The 15,109-nt window shown below is 60.1% G+C and carries 16 protein-coding genes; 7 read left to right on the top strand and 9 right to left on the bottom strand.

Translation table 11 applies throughout. The features are described 5' to 3' along the window. The first annotated feature begins 5 nt into the window (after nucleotides 1-5). Nucleotides 6-1,037, top strand: coding sequence for a glycine betaine ABC transporter substrate-binding protein (locus AACY42_RS25275; RefSeq protein WP_339483066.1), 1,032 nt, complete (start codon nucleotides 6-8; stop codon nucleotides 1,035-1,037). A 123-nt stretch (nucleotides 1,038-1,160) separates the two neighbouring features. On the opposite strand, the gene AACY42_RS25270 is transcribed toward AACY42_RS25275, so the two are convergent. The 4 genes from AACY42_RS25270 to AACY42_RS25255 form a co-directional block, all read right to left on the bottom strand. After that, complete coding sequence (locus tag AACY42_RS25270) at nucleotides 1,161-1,472, bottom strand: isochorismate lyase (RefSeq protein ID WP_339483064.1); 312 nt, start codon at nucleotides 1,470-1,472, stop codon at nucleotides 1,161-1,163. Between the two features lie 60 nt (nucleotides 1,473-1,532). Beyond that, complete coding sequence (locus tag AACY42_RS25265) at nucleotides 1,533-2,051, bottom strand: isochorismatase family protein (protein WP_339483062.1); 519 nt, start codon at nucleotides 2,049-2,051, stop codon at nucleotides 1,533-1,535. A gap of 440 nt (nucleotides 2,052-2,491) precedes the next feature. Further along, a complete protein-coding gene (locus AACY42_RS25260) occupies nucleotides 2,492-2,773 on the bottom strand; it encodes a hypothetical protein (protein WP_014338612.1) in 282 nt (93 codons plus the stop codon). A 554-nt stretch (nucleotides 2,774-3,327) separates the two neighbouring features. After that, on the bottom strand, nucleotides 3,328-4,254 hold the full coding sequence (locus AACY42_RS25255; protein WP_339483060.1) for a LysR substrate-binding domain-containing protein: 927 nt from the start codon (nucleotides 4,252-4,254) through the stop codon (nucleotides 3,328-3,330). Between the two features lie 106 nt (nucleotides 4,255-4,360). Between AACY42_RS25255 and AACY42_RS25250 the strand changes: the two genes are divergently transcribed. Further along, complete coding sequence (locus tag AACY42_RS25250; RefSeq protein WP_339483059.1) at nucleotides 4,361-4,969, top strand: LysE family translocator; 609 nt, start codon at nucleotides 4,361-4,363, stop codon at nucleotides 4,967-4,969. Nucleotides 4,970-4,979: 10 nt separating this feature from the next. Here AACY42_RS25250 and AACY42_RS25245 read toward each other — a convergent pair whose 3' ends face one another. From AACY42_RS25245 to xylA, 4 genes are all read right to left on the bottom strand, one after another. Continuing rightward, complete coding sequence (locus tag AACY42_RS25245; protein ID WP_339483058.1) at nucleotides 4,980-6,116, bottom strand: sugar ABC transporter permease; 1,137 nt, start codon at nucleotides 6,114-6,116, stop codon at nucleotides 4,980-4,982. Next, nucleotides 6,117-7,673, bottom strand: a complete 1,557-nt coding sequence (gene xylG, locus AACY42_RS25240) for a D-xylose ABC transporter ATP-binding protein (RefSeq protein WP_339483057.1) — start codon at nucleotides 7,671-7,673, stop codon at nucleotides 6,117-6,119. Nucleotides 7,674-7,874: 201 nt separating this feature from the next. Next, nucleotides 7,875-8,876 (bottom strand): D-xylose ABC transporter substrate-binding protein, encoded by a 1,002-nt coding sequence (xylF, locus tag AACY42_RS25235; RefSeq protein ID WP_339483056.1) that lies wholly within the window; start codon nucleotides 8,874-8,876, stop codon nucleotides 7,875-7,877. Between the two features lie 146 nt (nucleotides 8,877-9,022). Then, a complete protein-coding gene (xylA, locus tag AACY42_RS25230) occupies nucleotides 9,023-10,339 on the bottom strand; it encodes a xylose isomerase (RefSeq protein ID WP_339483055.1) in 1,317 nt (438 codons plus the stop codon). A 154-nt stretch (nucleotides 10,340-10,493) separates the two neighbouring features. On the opposite strand from xylA, the gene AACY42_RS25225 reads away from it, so the two are divergent. The 3 genes from AACY42_RS25225 to AACY42_RS25215 all read left to right on the top strand — a co-directional run bounded on the left by AACY42_RS25225 (nucleotide 10,494) and on the right by AACY42_RS25215 (nucleotide 13,574). Next, nucleotides 10,494-11,681: a XylR family transcriptional regulator gene (locus tag AACY42_RS25225; protein WP_339483054.1), complete on the top strand. Its 1,188-nt coding sequence runs from the start codon at nucleotides 10,494-10,496 to the stop codon at nucleotides 11,679-11,681. A 267-nt stretch (nucleotides 11,682-11,948) separates the two neighbouring features. Then, nucleotides 11,949-13,076, top strand: a complete 1,128-nt coding sequence (locus AACY42_RS25220; RefSeq protein ID WP_339483053.1) for a saccharopine dehydrogenase NADP-binding domain-containing protein — start codon at nucleotides 11,949-11,951, stop codon at nucleotides 13,074-13,076. 3 nt (nucleotides 13,077-13,079) lie between these two features. Then, the gene (locus AACY42_RS25215) at nucleotides 13,080-13,574 is read left to right on the top strand and encodes a DUF2269 family protein (protein WP_339483052.1); all 495 of its coding nucleotides are present in this window, start codon (nucleotides 13,080-13,082) and stop codon (nucleotides 13,572-13,574) included. Here AACY42_RS25215 and AACY42_RS25210 read toward each other — a convergent pair. Beyond that, nucleotides 13,571-14,056 (bottom strand): thiol-disulfide oxidoreductase DCC family protein, encoded by a 486-nt coding sequence (locus AACY42_RS25210; RefSeq protein ID WP_339483051.1) that lies wholly within the window; start codon nucleotides 14,054-14,056, stop codon nucleotides 13,571-13,573. The genes AACY42_RS25215 and AACY42_RS25210 overlap by 4 nt on opposite strands. A 112-nt stretch (nucleotides 14,057-14,168) precedes the next feature. Here AACY42_RS25210 and AACY42_RS25205 point away from each other — a divergent pair, with 112 nt between their 5' ends. Both AACY42_RS25205 and AACY42_RS25200 read left to right on the top strand, forming a co-directional pair. After that, nucleotides 14,169-14,324 carry a hypothetical protein gene (locus AACY42_RS25205; RefSeq protein ID WP_339483050.1) on the top strand — a complete coding sequence of 52 codons (156 nt, stop codon included), beginning with the start codon at nucleotides 14,169-14,171 and terminating at the stop codon, nucleotides 14,322-14,324. Nucleotides 14,325-14,449: 125 nt separating this feature from the next. Then, the gene (locus tag AACY42_RS25200) at nucleotides 14,450-15,040 is read left to right on the top strand and encodes a hypothetical protein (RefSeq protein WP_339483049.1); all 591 of its coding nucleotides are present in this window, start codon (nucleotides 14,450-14,452) and stop codon (nucleotides 15,038-15,040) included. Nucleotides 15,041-15,109 lie beyond the last annotated feature (69 nt).

Below are 15,109 nucleotides of genomic sequence, written 5' to 3'. Positions count from 1 at the left end.
TTCAAATGCCTTCATTTTTCGTACGTACTGCACTGTGCTTCGTGCTGAGCCTGACCGCTCACTTGGCTTTCGCGTCATCTGACGCTCGCTCGATCCGGTTCTACGACGGCGGCTGGGAGAACATCCAGATCGACAATCATATCGCCATGTACATCCTCAAGCATGGATACGGTATGAACGTAGAGTCGGTAAGCCTTGATATTGCGCAAATGCAAAAAGCGATGGAAACGGGCGACATCGATATCAATATGGAGATGTTTACGTCACTGATGCCTCAGTGGGTCGAGGATCAGAGGGCAAAAAAAGCCATCCTCGATTTCGGTCCCACTTATGAGCGTCTCACGCAAGCATTCTACGTGCCCACCTACATGATCAAGGGCGATGCCAAGCGCGGAATCAAACCCATGACCCCTGATCTGAAACGTGTCGAAGACCTTCCCAAGTATGCTGAGGTATTCAAGCGCGCATCGGGGTCAGGCAAGGCCACTTGGTTAAACTGCATCAGTAGCTGGGCGTGTCGGGAAATCAACCTGATTAAAATGGCCACTTACGGGGTGGATCGCTCTTTTACGCCAGTGGAACTCAAGTCTGAGTCAGCGCTCAACGCCGCGATTATTTCAGCTTACGATAAGGGCCAGCCCTTCATGACCTATTACTGGGACCCTAGCCCTCTGATGGGTGAACTGGCCCTTACACGCCTTGAGGAACCCGCCTACAGCGAAGCCTGCTGGGAGGCCGTCAAGGATAGCCTTGCCCGGTTCAAGGAGGGCGTCGGGAGTCGACAAGCGTGCGCATACGCAGATATCGCCCTCAACAAATATACGTCCGCTAAATTCGCCAAAGAGCATCAGGCTGTCATCCCTTTCTTGAAGTCGATGTTCGTTGGAACCGACACCATTCGGACGCTGGCAACACGAATGGTCTCCAACAAAGAAACCCCTGAGCAAACGGCGCGTTATTACTTGCGTAACCATACTGCCGATTGGAAGGGGTGGGTGCCTGAGGAGGTGTTCAAGAAAGTTTCCGAGACGCTGTAAGCACCGAGGTACGGCCGAGCGCTGTGTCCACGCGGTAAGGCTATAAAGCAGTGCATGCGGTGTGTTTGGCGAAGCGGGGTAGCTGGTTTGAAGCTGCTTCGCAACGCCACGGGGAAGTGACGATCAGGTGTCGGATTGCTGGGCCGTCCAGTGTTTCATTTCTTCGGCAATGAAGTAATGCACCAGGTCGCTGTACATCTTTTCGATGGCATCGGCGCTCAAGCCTTCGGCCTCGGCCCATGCGCGTCGTGTCGCCAGCATGGCCTTGAAACGCGCCGGCGCCTGCACCGAAGCTGCGGATGTCTTGAACTTCGAGGCCGCGAGCACGTATTGAAAACGCTTGCCCAGCAGCGTGATGACCGCCTGGTCGAGGGCATCGATTTCGCGTCGAATGTCCTCCATGTTTGCGCATTGCGAGGGTTGCAACGGGTCCATGCTGTGAGCTCCGCTTGTTGAGCAAGACCGGCTCACCGTGAGCCGATCTTCTGATGGAGTTTAGAAGCACCAATCCTTAGCGCGAACGACACGACAGAAGGCGCCTGCCAGGGTTGCGTTGTGATGGGCGACGATCATTTCTGCCTTCAATTCAGGCGTGTCGGAACAGGTATGACCGTCGGCGATCAGGACCGCGTCGAACCCCAGGTCCCGGGCGGCTCGGCAGGTGCTGTCGACACAATACTGGGTTTTCATACCGGTGATGACCAGGCCTTCAGCATCGCAAGCCTTTAACCGCTCCGCCAGGCCCGTCTGGATGAAGGCGTTGGGGCGGCTTTTTTCGAAGATGACTTCATCACCCTCCAACTGCAGTTCCCGCACCAGTTGCGTCAGCGGGCTTGCAGGTTCGATGGGCGAGCCAGGCGGGCCGACGTGGCGAACCAGGAAAATCGGTGCCCCAGCCGCCCGGGCCTTGAGCAGCAAGCCATTCAACGTCTCCAGCAGCGCTTCGTCGGCCCAGGGTTTATCCGGGCCGTGAAACAACCCAACTTGCATATCGAGAATCAACAGCGCGTGCATGGTGCTTTCCTTGCGTGTGGGCCAGCGACGCAAGGGCAAAAGAAAAGGCCCTTACCATCGCTGGCGGGCCTTTGAGATACGTGTGTTATTGGCTCACGACACCTCACGACCCGCCTTGGCGGTCGTGGTTGTGGTGGTCGAGGCGATCTGTGGCAGGTTCATGGTGCTGACAGTAGCTTCCGGTCATCAGGTTTGGCAAGTGGGTATGTCAGCTTGCTTGCGAAAGCGGTCGATCGTTCCCGCGCTGCTGCGTGGGTACGATCGGGTCGTGGGGGCTGTGAAGATCGTTCCTCACGCTCCGCGTGGGAATGCCGCCAGGGACGCTCCGCGTTCCGCTTCTGGAGGGTGACGCAGAGCGTCACGGGATGCATTCCCACGCAGAGCGTGGGAACGATCAATTGTGCCGTCGCTATCGCGAGCAGGCTCGCTCCCACAAGTTTTTAGCCTTCGAGCCCGCGCTGTTCGATCACGCCGAACACATCCGCCACATCCTGCACCAGGATCCGGGCGACGTTGGTGATGGTGTTGATGTCGCTCGATGCCGAATCACGCAGGCTGCTGCACGCCACCAAAGTCAGGTAATCGAGCGTGGCGTGCAGGCGTTCGCTGGCGCAAGCATGGAGTTCGGGGAGTGGGGCTTGGGTGTCGATCAGCAGGACGGGATGGGTGGTGGCGGTTTGGGTCAGGGGGGTGAAGCGTTGATCCAAAGGATTCTGGCGCATAGTTACTAATTTCCTCATATCAAGAAAGATAGCTACTGCAATTCGCTGCGAAACGAACGGGTGGTAGCTGCATGTGGGTTCGCAGACCGAGGATACGAGGAACTCGGCAGACCCGAAGATCTCCCACACACAGCCACCATAAGTGACGTTGAACGCCAAACGCGCCCATTGTTACTTTTATGATGCCTGGTTGCCAGCGTATCTATCGGGCTGCGAAACCCAGTCACCGGCCAAAGCCAGCGACGACCCAACTATAGAAGTCGATCCCAGCCCCCACAACCGACCTGTAGGACGCACGCTCCCCCTGTGGCGAGGGAGCTTGCTCCCGCTCGGCTGCGCAGCAGTCGCAAAACCGGTACCTGCGCAGTACCTGGCGAAATAAGGTGTCTGGTTTGGGGCCGCTTCGCAGCCCAGCGGGGATAAATCCCCTCGCCACAGAGGTAAATTCCTACGAGATTTTCGGACCGCCGTTGGCCGCGCTCCAAAGCGCATAAGGCATCTCCCGGCTAACGCAATTCCCCTGTGGGAGCGAGCTTGCTCGCGATGGCATTCGATCAGTCAACATTGATGTCGGCTGACAGGGCGCTATCGTGAGTAAGCTCGCTCCCACAATGGGTTAGCAACCAATCAACAAAAACCTGCGTATCAGCCACCGCATCCCTGGACACCCCGTAGTAATAGCGGGCTAACGGCAGGCGCAATGACGGCAGTGGACAGGTCAGCCGCTCGTTGGACAAATCCCTACCCAGCAGCGAAGCCGGACACAGCGCCACGCCCAGCCCATCGACGGCGGCCTGCAGTACGAGGTGCATGTGATCGAATTGCAGGGTCGGCAGGTTGTTCAATGGCTCGATCCCTGCGTGTTCCGCCCAGTCTTGCCAATCGCTGCTGCGCGTCCTGCCCGATAACAAGGTGTGCCGGGCCAGGTCGGGCATGCTTTCCAATGGCACGCTGTGCAACAACGACGGTGCGGCGACCAGCAGCAGGTCGTCTTCCAGCAGCACCGTGGGCTGTACATGGGGCGACCAGCCGGCGTGCCCGCGGCGGATGACCACGTCGAACGTTTCCCGTGATGGATCGGGAGGCCGGGTGCTGGTGACGACGTCGGGCTTGATGTCCGGGTGGCGCGCCATGAAGTCCGGCAGTCGCGGGATCAGCCAACGCACCGCGAAGGAGGGGCGCACGTTGATGGTCACTTTGCGCTGGGCAGCACTGCGTGTCAGTGCGGTGGCGGCGTTGGCGATCTGGGTCAGGGCCTCGCTGACCTGCTCGTAGAAAACCCGACCGGCCGGGGTGAGCAAGGACTGGCGGGTTCGACGTTCGAACAGCAGTACGCCCAAGCGCTCTTCGAGCAACTTTACGTGGCGGCTGACGGCGCTGTGGCTGACGTGCAGTTCTTCGGCGGCGCGGCTGAAACTCTGGTGGCGAGCGGCAGCGGCGAAGGCGCGTACGGCGTTCAACGGGGGGAGGTTGGCGATCATGTGTCTAATTTAGTCACATGTGTGGCGCAATTAAAGCGTTTGTCAGCGTCCCGGTGCCACGCCACCCTGAAGGCCACAGCAATTCGCCTTCAATGTGGAGTGATGCATGGCCGGTTACGGACTTTTTCTGATCCTGGCGACCCTGACGGTGCTCAGCCCGGGCCCCGGTGTGGTGCTGACGCTTTCCAATGCCTTGCGCCATGGCTGGCGCGGTGCGCTGCCGGGCATCTTCGGGATCGCCTCAGGCGCGTTTATCGTGGCGGGTATCTGCGCTAGCAGCTTGGGGTTGATCCTGGCCGCCTCGGCGACGGCCTTCACGCTGTTGAAATACATCGGGGCGCTGTACTTGTTGTACCTGAGCATCAAGATGTGGCGCACCCAACGCTTCGTGCCTGAACTCACGGTCACGTCCACGCGCCCGTGGCGGCGATTCGGCGAGGCGCTGTCGATCCAGTTGCTCAACCCCAAGGCCGGGTTTTTCTTCCTGGCCGTGTTCCCTCAATTCATCAAGCCGGAGGGCGATTACTACAGCCAATTCTTCTTACTGGTGTCGTCCTATAGCGTGCTTGTCGTACTGGTGCATTCTGGTTATGCGCTGATGGCCAATGGCGCCAGGGGCTGGCTCTCTTCAAGCCAGGGCGCCAGGGTTGTCGGCAAACTGTCGGGCATCACCTTCCTGGGTTTCGGCGTGCTGATGGCGTCTGCCAGCAAGTGACGAGTACAGCTCAACGCCGCCCCGTGCGCGTACTCACATCCACCCACACCGCCAGCACCAGAATGCTGCCTTTGACGATCATCTGCCAATAACTGTCGACGTCGAGCATGGACATGCCGTTGTCCAGGCTGCTGATGACCAATGCGCCGAGCAGGGCACCATAGACCGTGCCGGAGCCGCCGCGCATGGAGGTGCCGCCGATGAAGCAGGCGGCGATGGCGTCGAGTTCGCCCATGTTGCCAGCCGAGGGTGAACCGGCGGCCAGGCGTGCGGTGTTGACCACACCGGCGAGGGCGCACATCACGCCCATGATGCCGAAGATCCACAATTTCACGGCCTGCACGTTGATGCCGGACAGACGCGTGGCTTCCATGTTGCTGCCCACCGAATAGACACGTCGACCGAACACGGTCTGGCTGGTGACGTAGCTGAATACGCCCAGCAGGATCAGCAGGAGCAACACCGGCACCGGGATGCCGTCGTAACTGTTGAGGGTATAGACGAACCCGGCCAGCACCGCGCCGATCACCACCACGCGCAACACGTCACGCACCAGGGAGTGGGCCGCCAGGCCATGGAGGGCACGGTTGCGCCGTTGCTTCCAGGTCAGGAACAGGGTCAGGGCGAACAGCAGGATGCCCAGCCCGGTCCCAACCGTGTGCGGCAAGTAACCCTGGCCCACGTAGACCAGTTCTGGTGAGACCGGGGCAATGGTGGTACCGCCAGTCACCCCCAGCAGGACGCCGCGAAAAGCAAGCATGCCACCCAGGCCAACAATGAACGACGGGATGCGCAGGTAGGCGGTCATGTAGCCGTTGCCCAAGCCGATCACTAAACCGCACAAGGCCACCAAGCTCAGGTTCGCCAGCAGCGGGATGTGATAGACCACATCGAGAATCGCCGCCAGGCCACCCAATAGCCCAAGCAACGAACCCACCGACAAATCGATTTCGCCGCTGATGATCACCAGCACCATGCCGCAGGCTAGGATCCCGGTGATGGACATCTGCCGTAGCAGGTTGGAGAGGTTGCGCGGGGTCAAGAACCCGCCGTCGGTCTGCCAACTGAAAAACAGCCAGATCAGCGCCACGGCGATCGCCAGCGCGAGCATTTTGTAGCGGGAAAACAGCTGTTTGACCTGATTCATCTACGCGGACTTCCGATCATTATTGTTATGGCCATCAGGATGGCTGAGCGCGGCGGCGAGCACCTGTTCCTGGGTCAGTTCGTGGTTGATGAAGTCGCCGCGCAACTGGCCTTCGCCGATCACCAGGACGCGGTCGCAAACCCCCAATACTTCGGCCAGTTCCGAGGACACCATGATGATCGACACACCTTCGGCCGCCAGCGCACCCATCAACGTGTAGATCTCATACTTGGCGCCGACGTCCACACCGCGGGTGGGTTCATCGAGAATCAGCACGCGGGGTTTTGTCAGGAGCATTTTCGCCAGCACGGCTTTTTGCTGGTTGCCACCGGAGAGGCTGGTGATCGGCAGGAACGGGCTCGCGGTCTTGAGGTGCATGCGTGCGATTTCCTTGTCGATGCTGCCCAGCTCGGCTTCGGCGTCGATTCGCGTCAGTTTTGCGTAGTTGTCGAGCACCGCCAGGGTGATGTTCTGGCCCACGCCCAGGTCTGGAATGATGCCTTGGCGCTTGCGGTCTTCGGGGACCATGCACAGGCCGGCGCGGATCGACTTGAGCGGCGTGCGCGTGTCGATGTGTTGGCCGCCCAGCCAGACTTCAGCTTCGTAGCGGCCGGGGTAGGCGCCGAACAGCGCCGAGACCAGTTCCGTGCGACCGGCGCCGACCAGTCCGGCGATGCCAAGAATTTCCCCGCGCTTGAGAGCGAATGAAATGTCGTCGACCCGTTTGCGCTTGGGGTTGTCGACGTCGTAGCAGGTGACATGACGCGCCTCGAAAATCACCTCGCCGATGTCATGGGGTTCGGTGGGGTAGAGGCTGCTCATTTCCCGTCCGACCATTTGGGTAATGATCTTCGGGATGTCCATGTCCGCCATGGCGGTCGTGGCGATGTGTTTGCCATCGCGGATCACCGAGATGGTGTCGCACACGGCGGCCACTTCATCGAGCTTGTGGGAGATGTAGACGCAGGCGACGCCCTTGGCCTTGAGGTCGCGGATGATGTCCAGCAGCACCTCGATTTCCGAGCGGGTCAGGGCCGAGGAGGGCTCATCGAGGATCAACAGCCGCGCCTGCTTGTTCAGCGCCTTGGCGATTTCCACCAGTTGCTGGTAGCCACCGCCGTACTGCGAAACCGGCAGCGAGACGTTCATGCCCGGCACTTTGAGTTCACGCATCAGGGCTTCGGCACGGTGGATCATCGCCGGGTAGTTCATGCGCCCGCCGGGCAGCGTGAGTTCGTGGCCCATGAAGATGTTTTCAGCCACCGACAGGTCGGGGACCAGGGTCAGTTCCTGGTGAATGATGACGATCCCGGCGGCTTCGGTTTCGCTGATGGACTGTGCCTTGAGCGGCTGGCCGTCCCAAAGAATTTCACCCCCCCAGGTGCCGTAGGGGTAGACCGCCGACAGCACCTTCATCAGCGTGGATTTGCCGGCGCCGTTTTCACCGCACAGGCCGACACACTCACCCGGCCTGACCTTGATGTCGATGCCGTTCAGGGCTTTGACACCGCCAAAGGTTTTGACGATGCCGTTCATTTTCAACAGGTAATCGGACATGGCAAGGACTCATGAAAAAGGGCTCATACATCAGCGGGTGGGGTTACTGTCGCCGCCGATGCCGGTCGGTCAAGCAGAGCCCCTGTGGGAGCGAGCCTGCTCGCGATGGCGGCAGCACATCCAACATTGATGCAAGCTGAACCACCGATATCGCGAGCAGGCTCGCTCCCACAGGTCCCACCACTTGATTGCCTGGTCAGATCACTGCCCGGCGATCTGCGCCTTGGTATAGAACCCGTCCTTTTCCAGCAGGTCGATGTTGTCCTTGGTCAACGGCGTAGGGGTGAGCAGGATGGTGTCGACTTTCTTGCTGCCATTGTCGTATTGCGAGCTGAAGGTCGGTTTCTCGTTACGCGCCAGTTGCACCGAGAGCTTGGCGGCTTCGGAGGCGATCAGCTTCAGCGGTTTGTAGACGGTCATGGTCTGGGTGCCATCGAGCACGCGCTTGACCGCCGCGAGGTCGGCGTCCTGGCCCGAGATCGGCACCTTGCCGGCCATTTTCTGGGCGGCCAGGGCCTGGATAGCACCGCCGGCGGTGGCGTCGTTGGAGGCGACGATGCCATCGATTTTGTTGTCGTTGCGGGTCAGGGCGTTTTCCACGATGCTCAAGGCTTCGGTGGGGTTCCACTCCTTCACCCACTGCTGGCCGACGATCTTGATGTCACCCTTGTCGATGGCCGGTTGCAGCACTTTCATCTGGCCTTCGCGCAGGACCTTGGCATTGTTGTCCGTAGGGGCGCCACCGAGCAGGAAGTAGTTGCCCTTGGGGGCGGCCTTCAGCACGCCGCTGGCCTGCATCTCGCCGACCTTTTCGTTGTCGAAGGAAATGTAGGCGTCGATATCGGCGTTGAGGATCAGTCGGTCGTAGGACACGACCTTGATCCCGGCCTTCTTGGCTTCGGCGACGGCGTTGGTCAGGACGGTGGCGTTGAATGGCACGATGACGATCACATCGACGCCACGGGAGATCAGATTTTCGATCTGCGAGATCTGCTTTTGCTCATTGGCATCAGCGGACTGGACGAAGACCTTGGCGTCGAGTTTTTCCGCCGCCGCGACGAAGTAATCACGGTCCCGCGACCAGCGTTCCAGACGCAGGTCATCAATGGAAAAGCCGATTTTCGGGTGGGCCGCATCGGCCATGACCGGAAGCGAGAGCAGGGCGAGGGTGCCGGCGAGCAGGGTACGTTTGACTGTTTTCATGTGGTGCGTCCTTTTATTGTTGTTTGAAAGACACGGCCTGACGATGAGCGTGATACCGGGTAGAACTGTAGAGCGTTGCAGAGCGCCGTGGGCACAGATTTGTCGCGCGAATGTAACAGCCCCTGCGCCCCGACCATTGCCCGTTGTCAGGGGTAGATGAACCGATTGACCACGTTTTCGAGCATCTCCTGGCGACCGCTGACGGCTTGGGGATTCAGGTCATTGGTGAAGGCATGCTCGGCCAGTGATTCAAGGCTGAATTCACCGGCCAGCACCGCTTTGCCGAATGGTTGTTGCCAGCCGGCGTAGCGCTGGTTCTTGAACTGTTGCAACTGATCGTTCTGCACCATGGCTGCCGCGCGCTCCAGGGCGAGGGCGAGGACGTCCATGGCGGCGACGTGGCCGTGGAACAGGTCGACATCATCGACGCTCTGGCGCCGGACCTTGGAATCGAAGTTGAACCCGCCATTGCTGAAGCCCCCGGCCTTGAGGATTTCATAGGTGGCCAGGGTCATTTCCTCGACGCTGTTGGGGAACTGGTCGGTGTCCCAGCCGTTCTGCGGGTCGCCACGGTTGGCGTCGATGCTGCCGAAGATGCCCAGGGAGACGGCCGTGGCGATCTCGTGATGGAAGCTGTGACCGGCCAGGGTCGCGTGGTTGGCTTCGATGTTGACCTTGATCTCGTTTTCCAGGCCGAACTGTTGCAGGAAGCCGAACACGGTGGCGCTGTCGTAATCGTACTGGTGCTTGGTCGGCTCCTGGGGCTTGGGCTCGATCAGCAGGTCGCCCTTGAAGCCGATCTTGTGCTTGTGCTCGACCACCATGCGCATGAAGCGGCCCAGCTGTTCGCGCTCGCGTTTCAGGTCGGTGTTGAGCAGGGTTTCGTAACCTTCACGGCCGCCCCACAGCACGTAGTTGGAGCCTTTGAGGCGCTGGGTGGCGTTCATGGCGCTGGACACTTGGGCGGCGGCGCAGGCGAACACTTGAGGGTCCGGGTTGCTGGCGGCGCCGGCGGCAAAACGCGGGTTGCTGAAGCAGTTGGCGGTGCCCCACAACAGCTTGATCCCGGTCTCTTCCTGATGACGCTCCAGGTGGTCGACCATCTGGGTGAAGTGGTCGCGGTACGCTTTGAGCGAATTGCCCTCGGGGGCGACATCGGTGTCGTGGAAGCAGTAGTAGTCGATGCCCAGCTTGGAGAAAAACTCGAAGGCCGCTTCGGCCTTGCCGATGGCCACTTCCATGGGATCTGCGGCGTGCTGCCAAGGGCGCTTGAACGTACCGGCACCGAACACATCCGACCCCGGCCAGACGAAGGTATGCCAGTAGCAGACCGCCATGCGCAGGTGCTCGCGCATGGGCTTGCCGAGCACCAGTTTGTTGGCGTCGTAGTGACGGAAGGCAAGCGGCGAGTCGCTGGCGGGGCCCTCGTAGCGAATCTTGTCGACACCGGGGAAGTACGGCATGGGCGATTTCCTTTTTATTCTTGGCGGTGCCCCGATACTAACGCCGGCCCAGTGGCTGCTGATTATGAAAATCACCAATGAGCAGTTCGATTTTGCGTATTGAGGTTCGCCGCTTGCGCGCCTAGTCTGTGCGCATCGGCCCAGGGTAAAACCAATGAAAACCGTCCCGCCCGTTCACCGCATTGCGTTGTTGTTCAATGGCAGCAAAATCTACGACCGCGGCATCATCAGCGGCATCGGCAACTACCTGAGCAGCACGCGCGCCTCCTGGGACTTGTTCCTTGAGGAGGATTTTCTTTGCCGCTTGAAAGGCATCGAGCGCTGGCAGGGCGACGGGATCATCGCCGACTTCGACGACCCACTGATCGGCGAGGCGCTGGCCGGGATCAAGCTGCCGGTGGTGGCGGTGGGCGGCTCTTATCAGGATGAACGTGCTTACCCGAAGGGCATTCCCTATGTTGCCACCGACAATGACGCGTTGATGACATTGGCCTACGAGCACTTGATCGAGGCCGGGTTGACGCGTTTTGCCTGTTTCAGCCTGCCTGAGGCACAAGCCAATCGCTGGGCCCAGGAACGGGAAAAAGCCTTTCGCCGGCTGGTCCAGCGCGATGGCCTGCATGCCGAGGTCTATCGCGGCATGGGCACCAGTGCACCGCTGTGGGACAGCGCCGTCGAACAGCAGATCGCCTGGCTGCAAAGCCTGCCCAAACCCATCGGCATCATCGCCGTCAGCGACGCCCGCGCCCGGCAGCTGCTGCAAGCCTGCCTGACCGCCGGGATTGCTGTGCCTGAGCAGGTGGCGTTGATCGGCATCGACAACGACCCTCTGACCCGCAGCTTGACACGAGTGCCGCTGAGCTCGGTGATTCAGGGCACCGAAACCATGGGCCGCACCGCCGCGCGCCTGCTCCATCAAATGCTGCACGGCATGCCGTCCACCGGCACACAGATTCTGATACCGCCGGACGCGATCAATGTGCAGGTGTCGAGCCTGCATCAACCGTTGGGCAACCCCTATGTCATGCAGGCACTGCTCTTCATCCGCCAATACGCCTGCCAGGGCATCAAGACCGCCCAGGTGGCGGCCTATGTGGGAGTGTCGCGTTCATCGCTCGAAGCGCATTTTCGCAAGGAGCGCGGTTGCAGCGTCCACGACGAAATCCTGCGCTTCAAACTGGCCGCCGCCGCCAACGGATTGGAAAACACCCACTCGCCGATTGCCGACATCGCCCAGAATTGCGGCTTCAAATCGGCGCAATACCTGCACACCGTGTTTCGCCGCGAGTTCGGCTGCACCCCTCGGGAGTATCAGCAGGGAGCAAATGCGGCCACTCACTGACCTCTGCCGAACCGCTCTTGATGAGCTGACACACCACCCAGTAGCTCTTGTGGCGAGGGAGCTTGCTCCCGCTGGGGCGCGAAGCGGCCCTGAAACCTGGCATACCGGTGCGTCAGGTTGATTGAGTGGATGCCATAGGGGCTGCTGCGCGGCCCAACGGGGATAAATCCCCTCGCCACACAGGAGTGACCCACCACAAGGGGTACACCTGCGCGTCTTCGTTGTGGCAAGGTTGCGGGCTTCATCGAATATTTAGGGACGGATGGAATGACGCTCAGGGTGATGGTGGTCGGTGGGTATGGAAATTTCGGCAGTATCGTTTCCAGACACCTGGTGGTGATGTCAGGTGTAGAACTGGTGATTTCGGGGCGCGATGCCCAAAAACTGCAGCGCAAAGTCGATGAGTTGAACGCTCAATCGGGCTCGGTGTGTGGAAGTTGGTGCGGCGACGCCATGGACGCGGGCTTCAAATCTGTCCTGGGCTTGATGAACATCCAATGGGTCATCCATACCGGTGGCCCATTCCAAGGGCAAACCTATGCCGTTGCCGAGAGCTGCATCGACGCGGGCGTGAACTACTGCGACCTGTCCGATTCCAGGGCCTTCGTCACCGGTATTAGCGCACTCGACGCCCGGGCAAAACAGGTAGGCGTGGCGGTCCTCAGTGGTTGCAGCTCAGTGCCGACGCTTTCGGCAGCCCTCATCGATCAGCAGCGGGATCGCTTTAAACGCATCGACACGATCGAACATGGTATTTCCTCTTCGGCCAAGATGCCGGGGTTGTCCACCGTCGAAGGCGTTCTGGCCTATGCAGGCAAGCCGATCAAGCAACTCCGGAATGGCCGGGTACATGAGGTCCTGGGATGGCAGGACCTGACGCTTCGTAGAATGCGTTATATGGGGACCCGGGTACTGGCCAATGTCGACGTGCCGGACATGGATATCTTCGCCAGCCGCTATGGTGCCCAGACCCTGAGCTTCAAGGCCGGCTCAGGCCTGAAGCTCGGCGGCATTGCCAACTACCTGCTGGCCCAGGCAATGAGGATGGGGATGGTACGTGACCATGCCCCTTGGGCCGCCAGGCTTCATCGGTGGGGGCTCTGGTTCGAACGATTTGGCGATGGCAAAAGCGCAATGTACATCGACGTCCATGGCATGGGGGCCAATGGCGATCCGTTGTCGATGAACGTGCAGCTCACCGCCATGAACGACAAGGGGCCGGAGATTCCCAGCTGCGCAGCCGTTGCCTTGGCGGCAAAAGTCGCCCAAGGGTATCGGCCCGAACCCGGTGCTCGGGCCTGCGTGGGTGAAATCACCGTCGACGAATACATGGCCGCCATCAACGACCCCGAAAACTTGAACCTGTCCGTTCACTTCTCTGAGGAGCAGGGCTGACAGATGCTCTATCTTTGCCTGAAGTACCTCCACATCATTGCTGCCATTTTCCTTTTCGGCTTCGGCATGGGGTCCTATCTTTACCTGATCGCGGCCAGCCGCACCGCCAACCCTCAGGTCATTGCCCACGTGGCCAGGACGGTCGTCCAGTTCGACACTTGGATTACCACGCCGGCGGGCTTTATTCAGATAGCGACGGGCTATCTGTTAATGAGACTGGCCGGACTTCCCCTGACCGCGGAATGGATAATGACGTCGTTGATCATTTTCTTTTGCGTGGGGGCGCTGTGGCTTCCTGTGCTGGTGCTTCAGAAGCGTTTATACGTGATGGCTTCGAGCGCGGTTGGGGACGGGCGGGCGCTCGATGATCGATACTCATCCGTGTATCAGAAGTGGTTCTGGATGGGCGTTTTTGGATTTTTGGGGATGTTTGTCATTGTGCTGATCATGGTGACGAAGATGACGCCACCTCAGTGGATCGAGCTACTGACGGGCTAAGTACCGATCCGTTCCACCGGATTGCTCCCAGGCGTTGGAGCCTTCAAAAAACGCCGCTCATGATCCGGGCTCGGCAAAAGGCACACGTCGTATTTGCCAAACAGCCGATAACGATTCAGGGCAATGTGATCATAGGCCCAGTCCCGAAGCCTGTGGGGGACGTAGCGCAGCAGCTTCACCGGGCGCCAGGCCCAGGGCAGTAGGGCTACGACTTCAAAAATCGCCTCCGAACGCACCCAGTAATGCTGATCGCGAACCACGGCCATGGTGTCGAACTGCTGCAAGGGCAGGCCCGCCCAGGCAAGTAGGGCTTGCCCTTCGGGCGACTGTACGGAGGCCAACCGCACGCGTCGGGCGTGGTCATGGCGGATCAGGAATTTCGCCCAGCCATTGCACAGTTTACAAACGCCGTCGAACAGGACCACTGTCTCGCCTGGCTTGAGCAAGGGCGCGGGTGAAGGGCGGGTCTGGGAAATGGGCATGATTGAGTGTCTATAGGGCGCTTGGTTACCCGGATAATACACCTGCTCCAGCGTCCAAGGGCGTCCCGAAAGGGCGCTCGACCATGATGACTTCAAGGGCATGATCCGATCCATGAGCGATGACATCTACAACCTGTTCACACGCTTCCAGACCCTCGGTCCTGGCATCGGCCCACGGGAGCGGGCGCCGATGCTGGCTCAGGAACTGGCTTGTGTTCGCCACCTTGCTGTTCATGGCGACGTGGATCGTGCACAACGTCTTGCGTGATACGCGCGACCCGACCAAGCGTTATCGGGCGTCGATGCCCGATCAAGGGTTGGTCGAACTCGAACACCATACCTGGTTTCCGGCATCTGCCTGTGGTCCAACTATGACCCGGTTGCAACACCCTCATGCAATGGTCCGACGGCAAAGTGAAGTACGTGCAGGGCAGCGGTGTGTCGCAATGGATCCTGGCCCGGACTGCGGCGGGGCATTGGCTGGTGCTCAAGGAGCAATTTTCGGGCGACTTCAGCTACGGGCGAGTAGGGCAAATGCCCGCACCGGACAAGCTGCTGCAACCCCGCCAGCAACTGGCGATCGCTTTCGCCCCCGGCACGAACCTGCAACTGGGCCGACGTTTCGACGGTGCGCCGATGCCATTGGTGGAAGCGCCGTACTGGCTGTCTGCCGATGAACTCAAGCGCCTGGACGAGGCCGCTCATCACTGGGATTTTCTACCGCCGAATCGCTATGGGGTGGTCAATGACGAGGATGCCGCGTGGGTGCAACGGTTGCTGAACAGGGCGCAAGCGAGCGTTGGGCCTGTAGGAGCTGTCGAGCGAAGCGAGGCCGCGATCTTTCCCAGAGTCTTGAGCCACAAGTCAAAGATCAAGAGATCGTCCGAACGCGGCCCGAGCCTTTGGCAGCTCCTACAGAGCAGCCCAGCGGGAGCAAGCTCTCATCAAACAAAATCCATCCCCTTGTTCTTTAAGCTTTTTTAAGCCGCAACCAATCGGACACCCAGCTTTGTAGCCTTGCGCTGCAAAGCTCTAAGCTGACGATCACGGCTT

Source organism: Pseudomonas sp. RL_5y_Pfl2_73, from assembly GCF_963970515.1.
GTDB lineage: Bacteria > Pseudomonadota > Gammaproteobacteria > Pseudomonadales > Pseudomonadaceae > Aquipseudomonas.
The sequence above is the reverse complement of the archived record's forward strand: the minus strand, read 5'-3'. Positions and strand labels throughout refer to the sequence as shown.

Bases quoted from the DNA above. Each gene is read 5' to 3' on its own strand.
- xylF (WP_339483056.1), bottom strand. From the start codon at position 8,876: ATGAAAACAGTCAAACGTACCCTGCTCGCCGGCACCCTCGCCCTGCTC.
- AACY42_RS25275 (WP_339483066.1), top strand. From the start codon at position 6: ATGCCTTCATTTTTCGTACGTACTGCACTGTGCTTCGTGCTGAGCCTG.
- xylG (WP_339483057.1), bottom strand. From the start codon at position 7,673: ATGTCCGATTACCTGTTGAAAATGAACGGCATCGTCAAAACCTTTGGC.
- AACY42_RS25210 (WP_339483051.1), bottom strand. From the start codon at position 14,056: ATGCCCATTTCCCAGACCCGCCCTTCACCCGCGCCCTTGCTCAAGCCA.
- AACY42_RS25260 (WP_014338612.1), bottom strand. From the start codon at position 2,773: ATGCGCCAGAATCCTTTGGATCAACGCTTCACCCCCCTGACCCAAACC.
- AACY42_RS25270 (WP_339483064.1), bottom strand. From the start codon at position 1,472: ATGGACCCGTTGCAACCCTCGCAATGCGCAAACATGGAGGACATTCGA.
- AACY42_RS25250 (WP_339483059.1), top strand. From the start codon at position 4,361: ATGGCCGGTTACGGACTTTTTCTGATCCTGGCGACCCTGACGGTGCTC.
- AACY42_RS25200 (WP_339483049.1), top strand. From the start codon at position 14,450: ATGCAATGGTCCGACGGCAAAGTGAAGTACGTGCAGGGCAGCGGTGTG.
- AACY42_RS25215 (WP_339483052.1), top strand. From the start codon at position 13,080: ATGCTCTATCTTTGCCTGAAGTACCTCCACATCATTGCTGCCATTTTC.
- AACY42_RS25265 (WP_339483062.1), bottom strand. From the start codon at position 2,051: ATGCACGCGCTGTTGATTCTCGATATGCAAGTTGGGTTGTTTCACGGC.
- AACY42_RS25245 (WP_339483058.1), bottom strand. From the start codon at position 6,116: ATGAATCAGGTCAAACAGCTGTTTTCCCGCTACAAAATGCTCGCGCTG.
- AACY42_RS25220 (WP_339483053.1), top strand. From the start codon at position 11,949: ATGACGCTCAGGGTGATGGTGGTCGGTGGGTATGGAAATTTCGGCAGT.
- AACY42_RS25205 (WP_339483050.1), top strand. From the start codon at position 14,169: ATGAGCGATGACATCTACAACCTGTTCACACGCTTCCAGACCCTCGGT.
- AACY42_RS25255 (WP_339483060.1), bottom strand. From the start codon at position 4,254: ATGATCGCCAACCTCCCCCCGTTGAACGCCGTACGCGCCTTCGCCGCT.
- AACY42_RS25225 (WP_339483054.1), top strand. From the start codon at position 10,494: ATGAAAACCGTCCCGCCCGTTCACCGCATTGCGTTGTTGTTCAATGGC.
- xylA (WP_339483055.1), bottom strand. From the start codon at position 10,339: ATGCCGTACTTCCCCGGTGTCGACAAGATTCGCTACGAGGGCCCCGCC.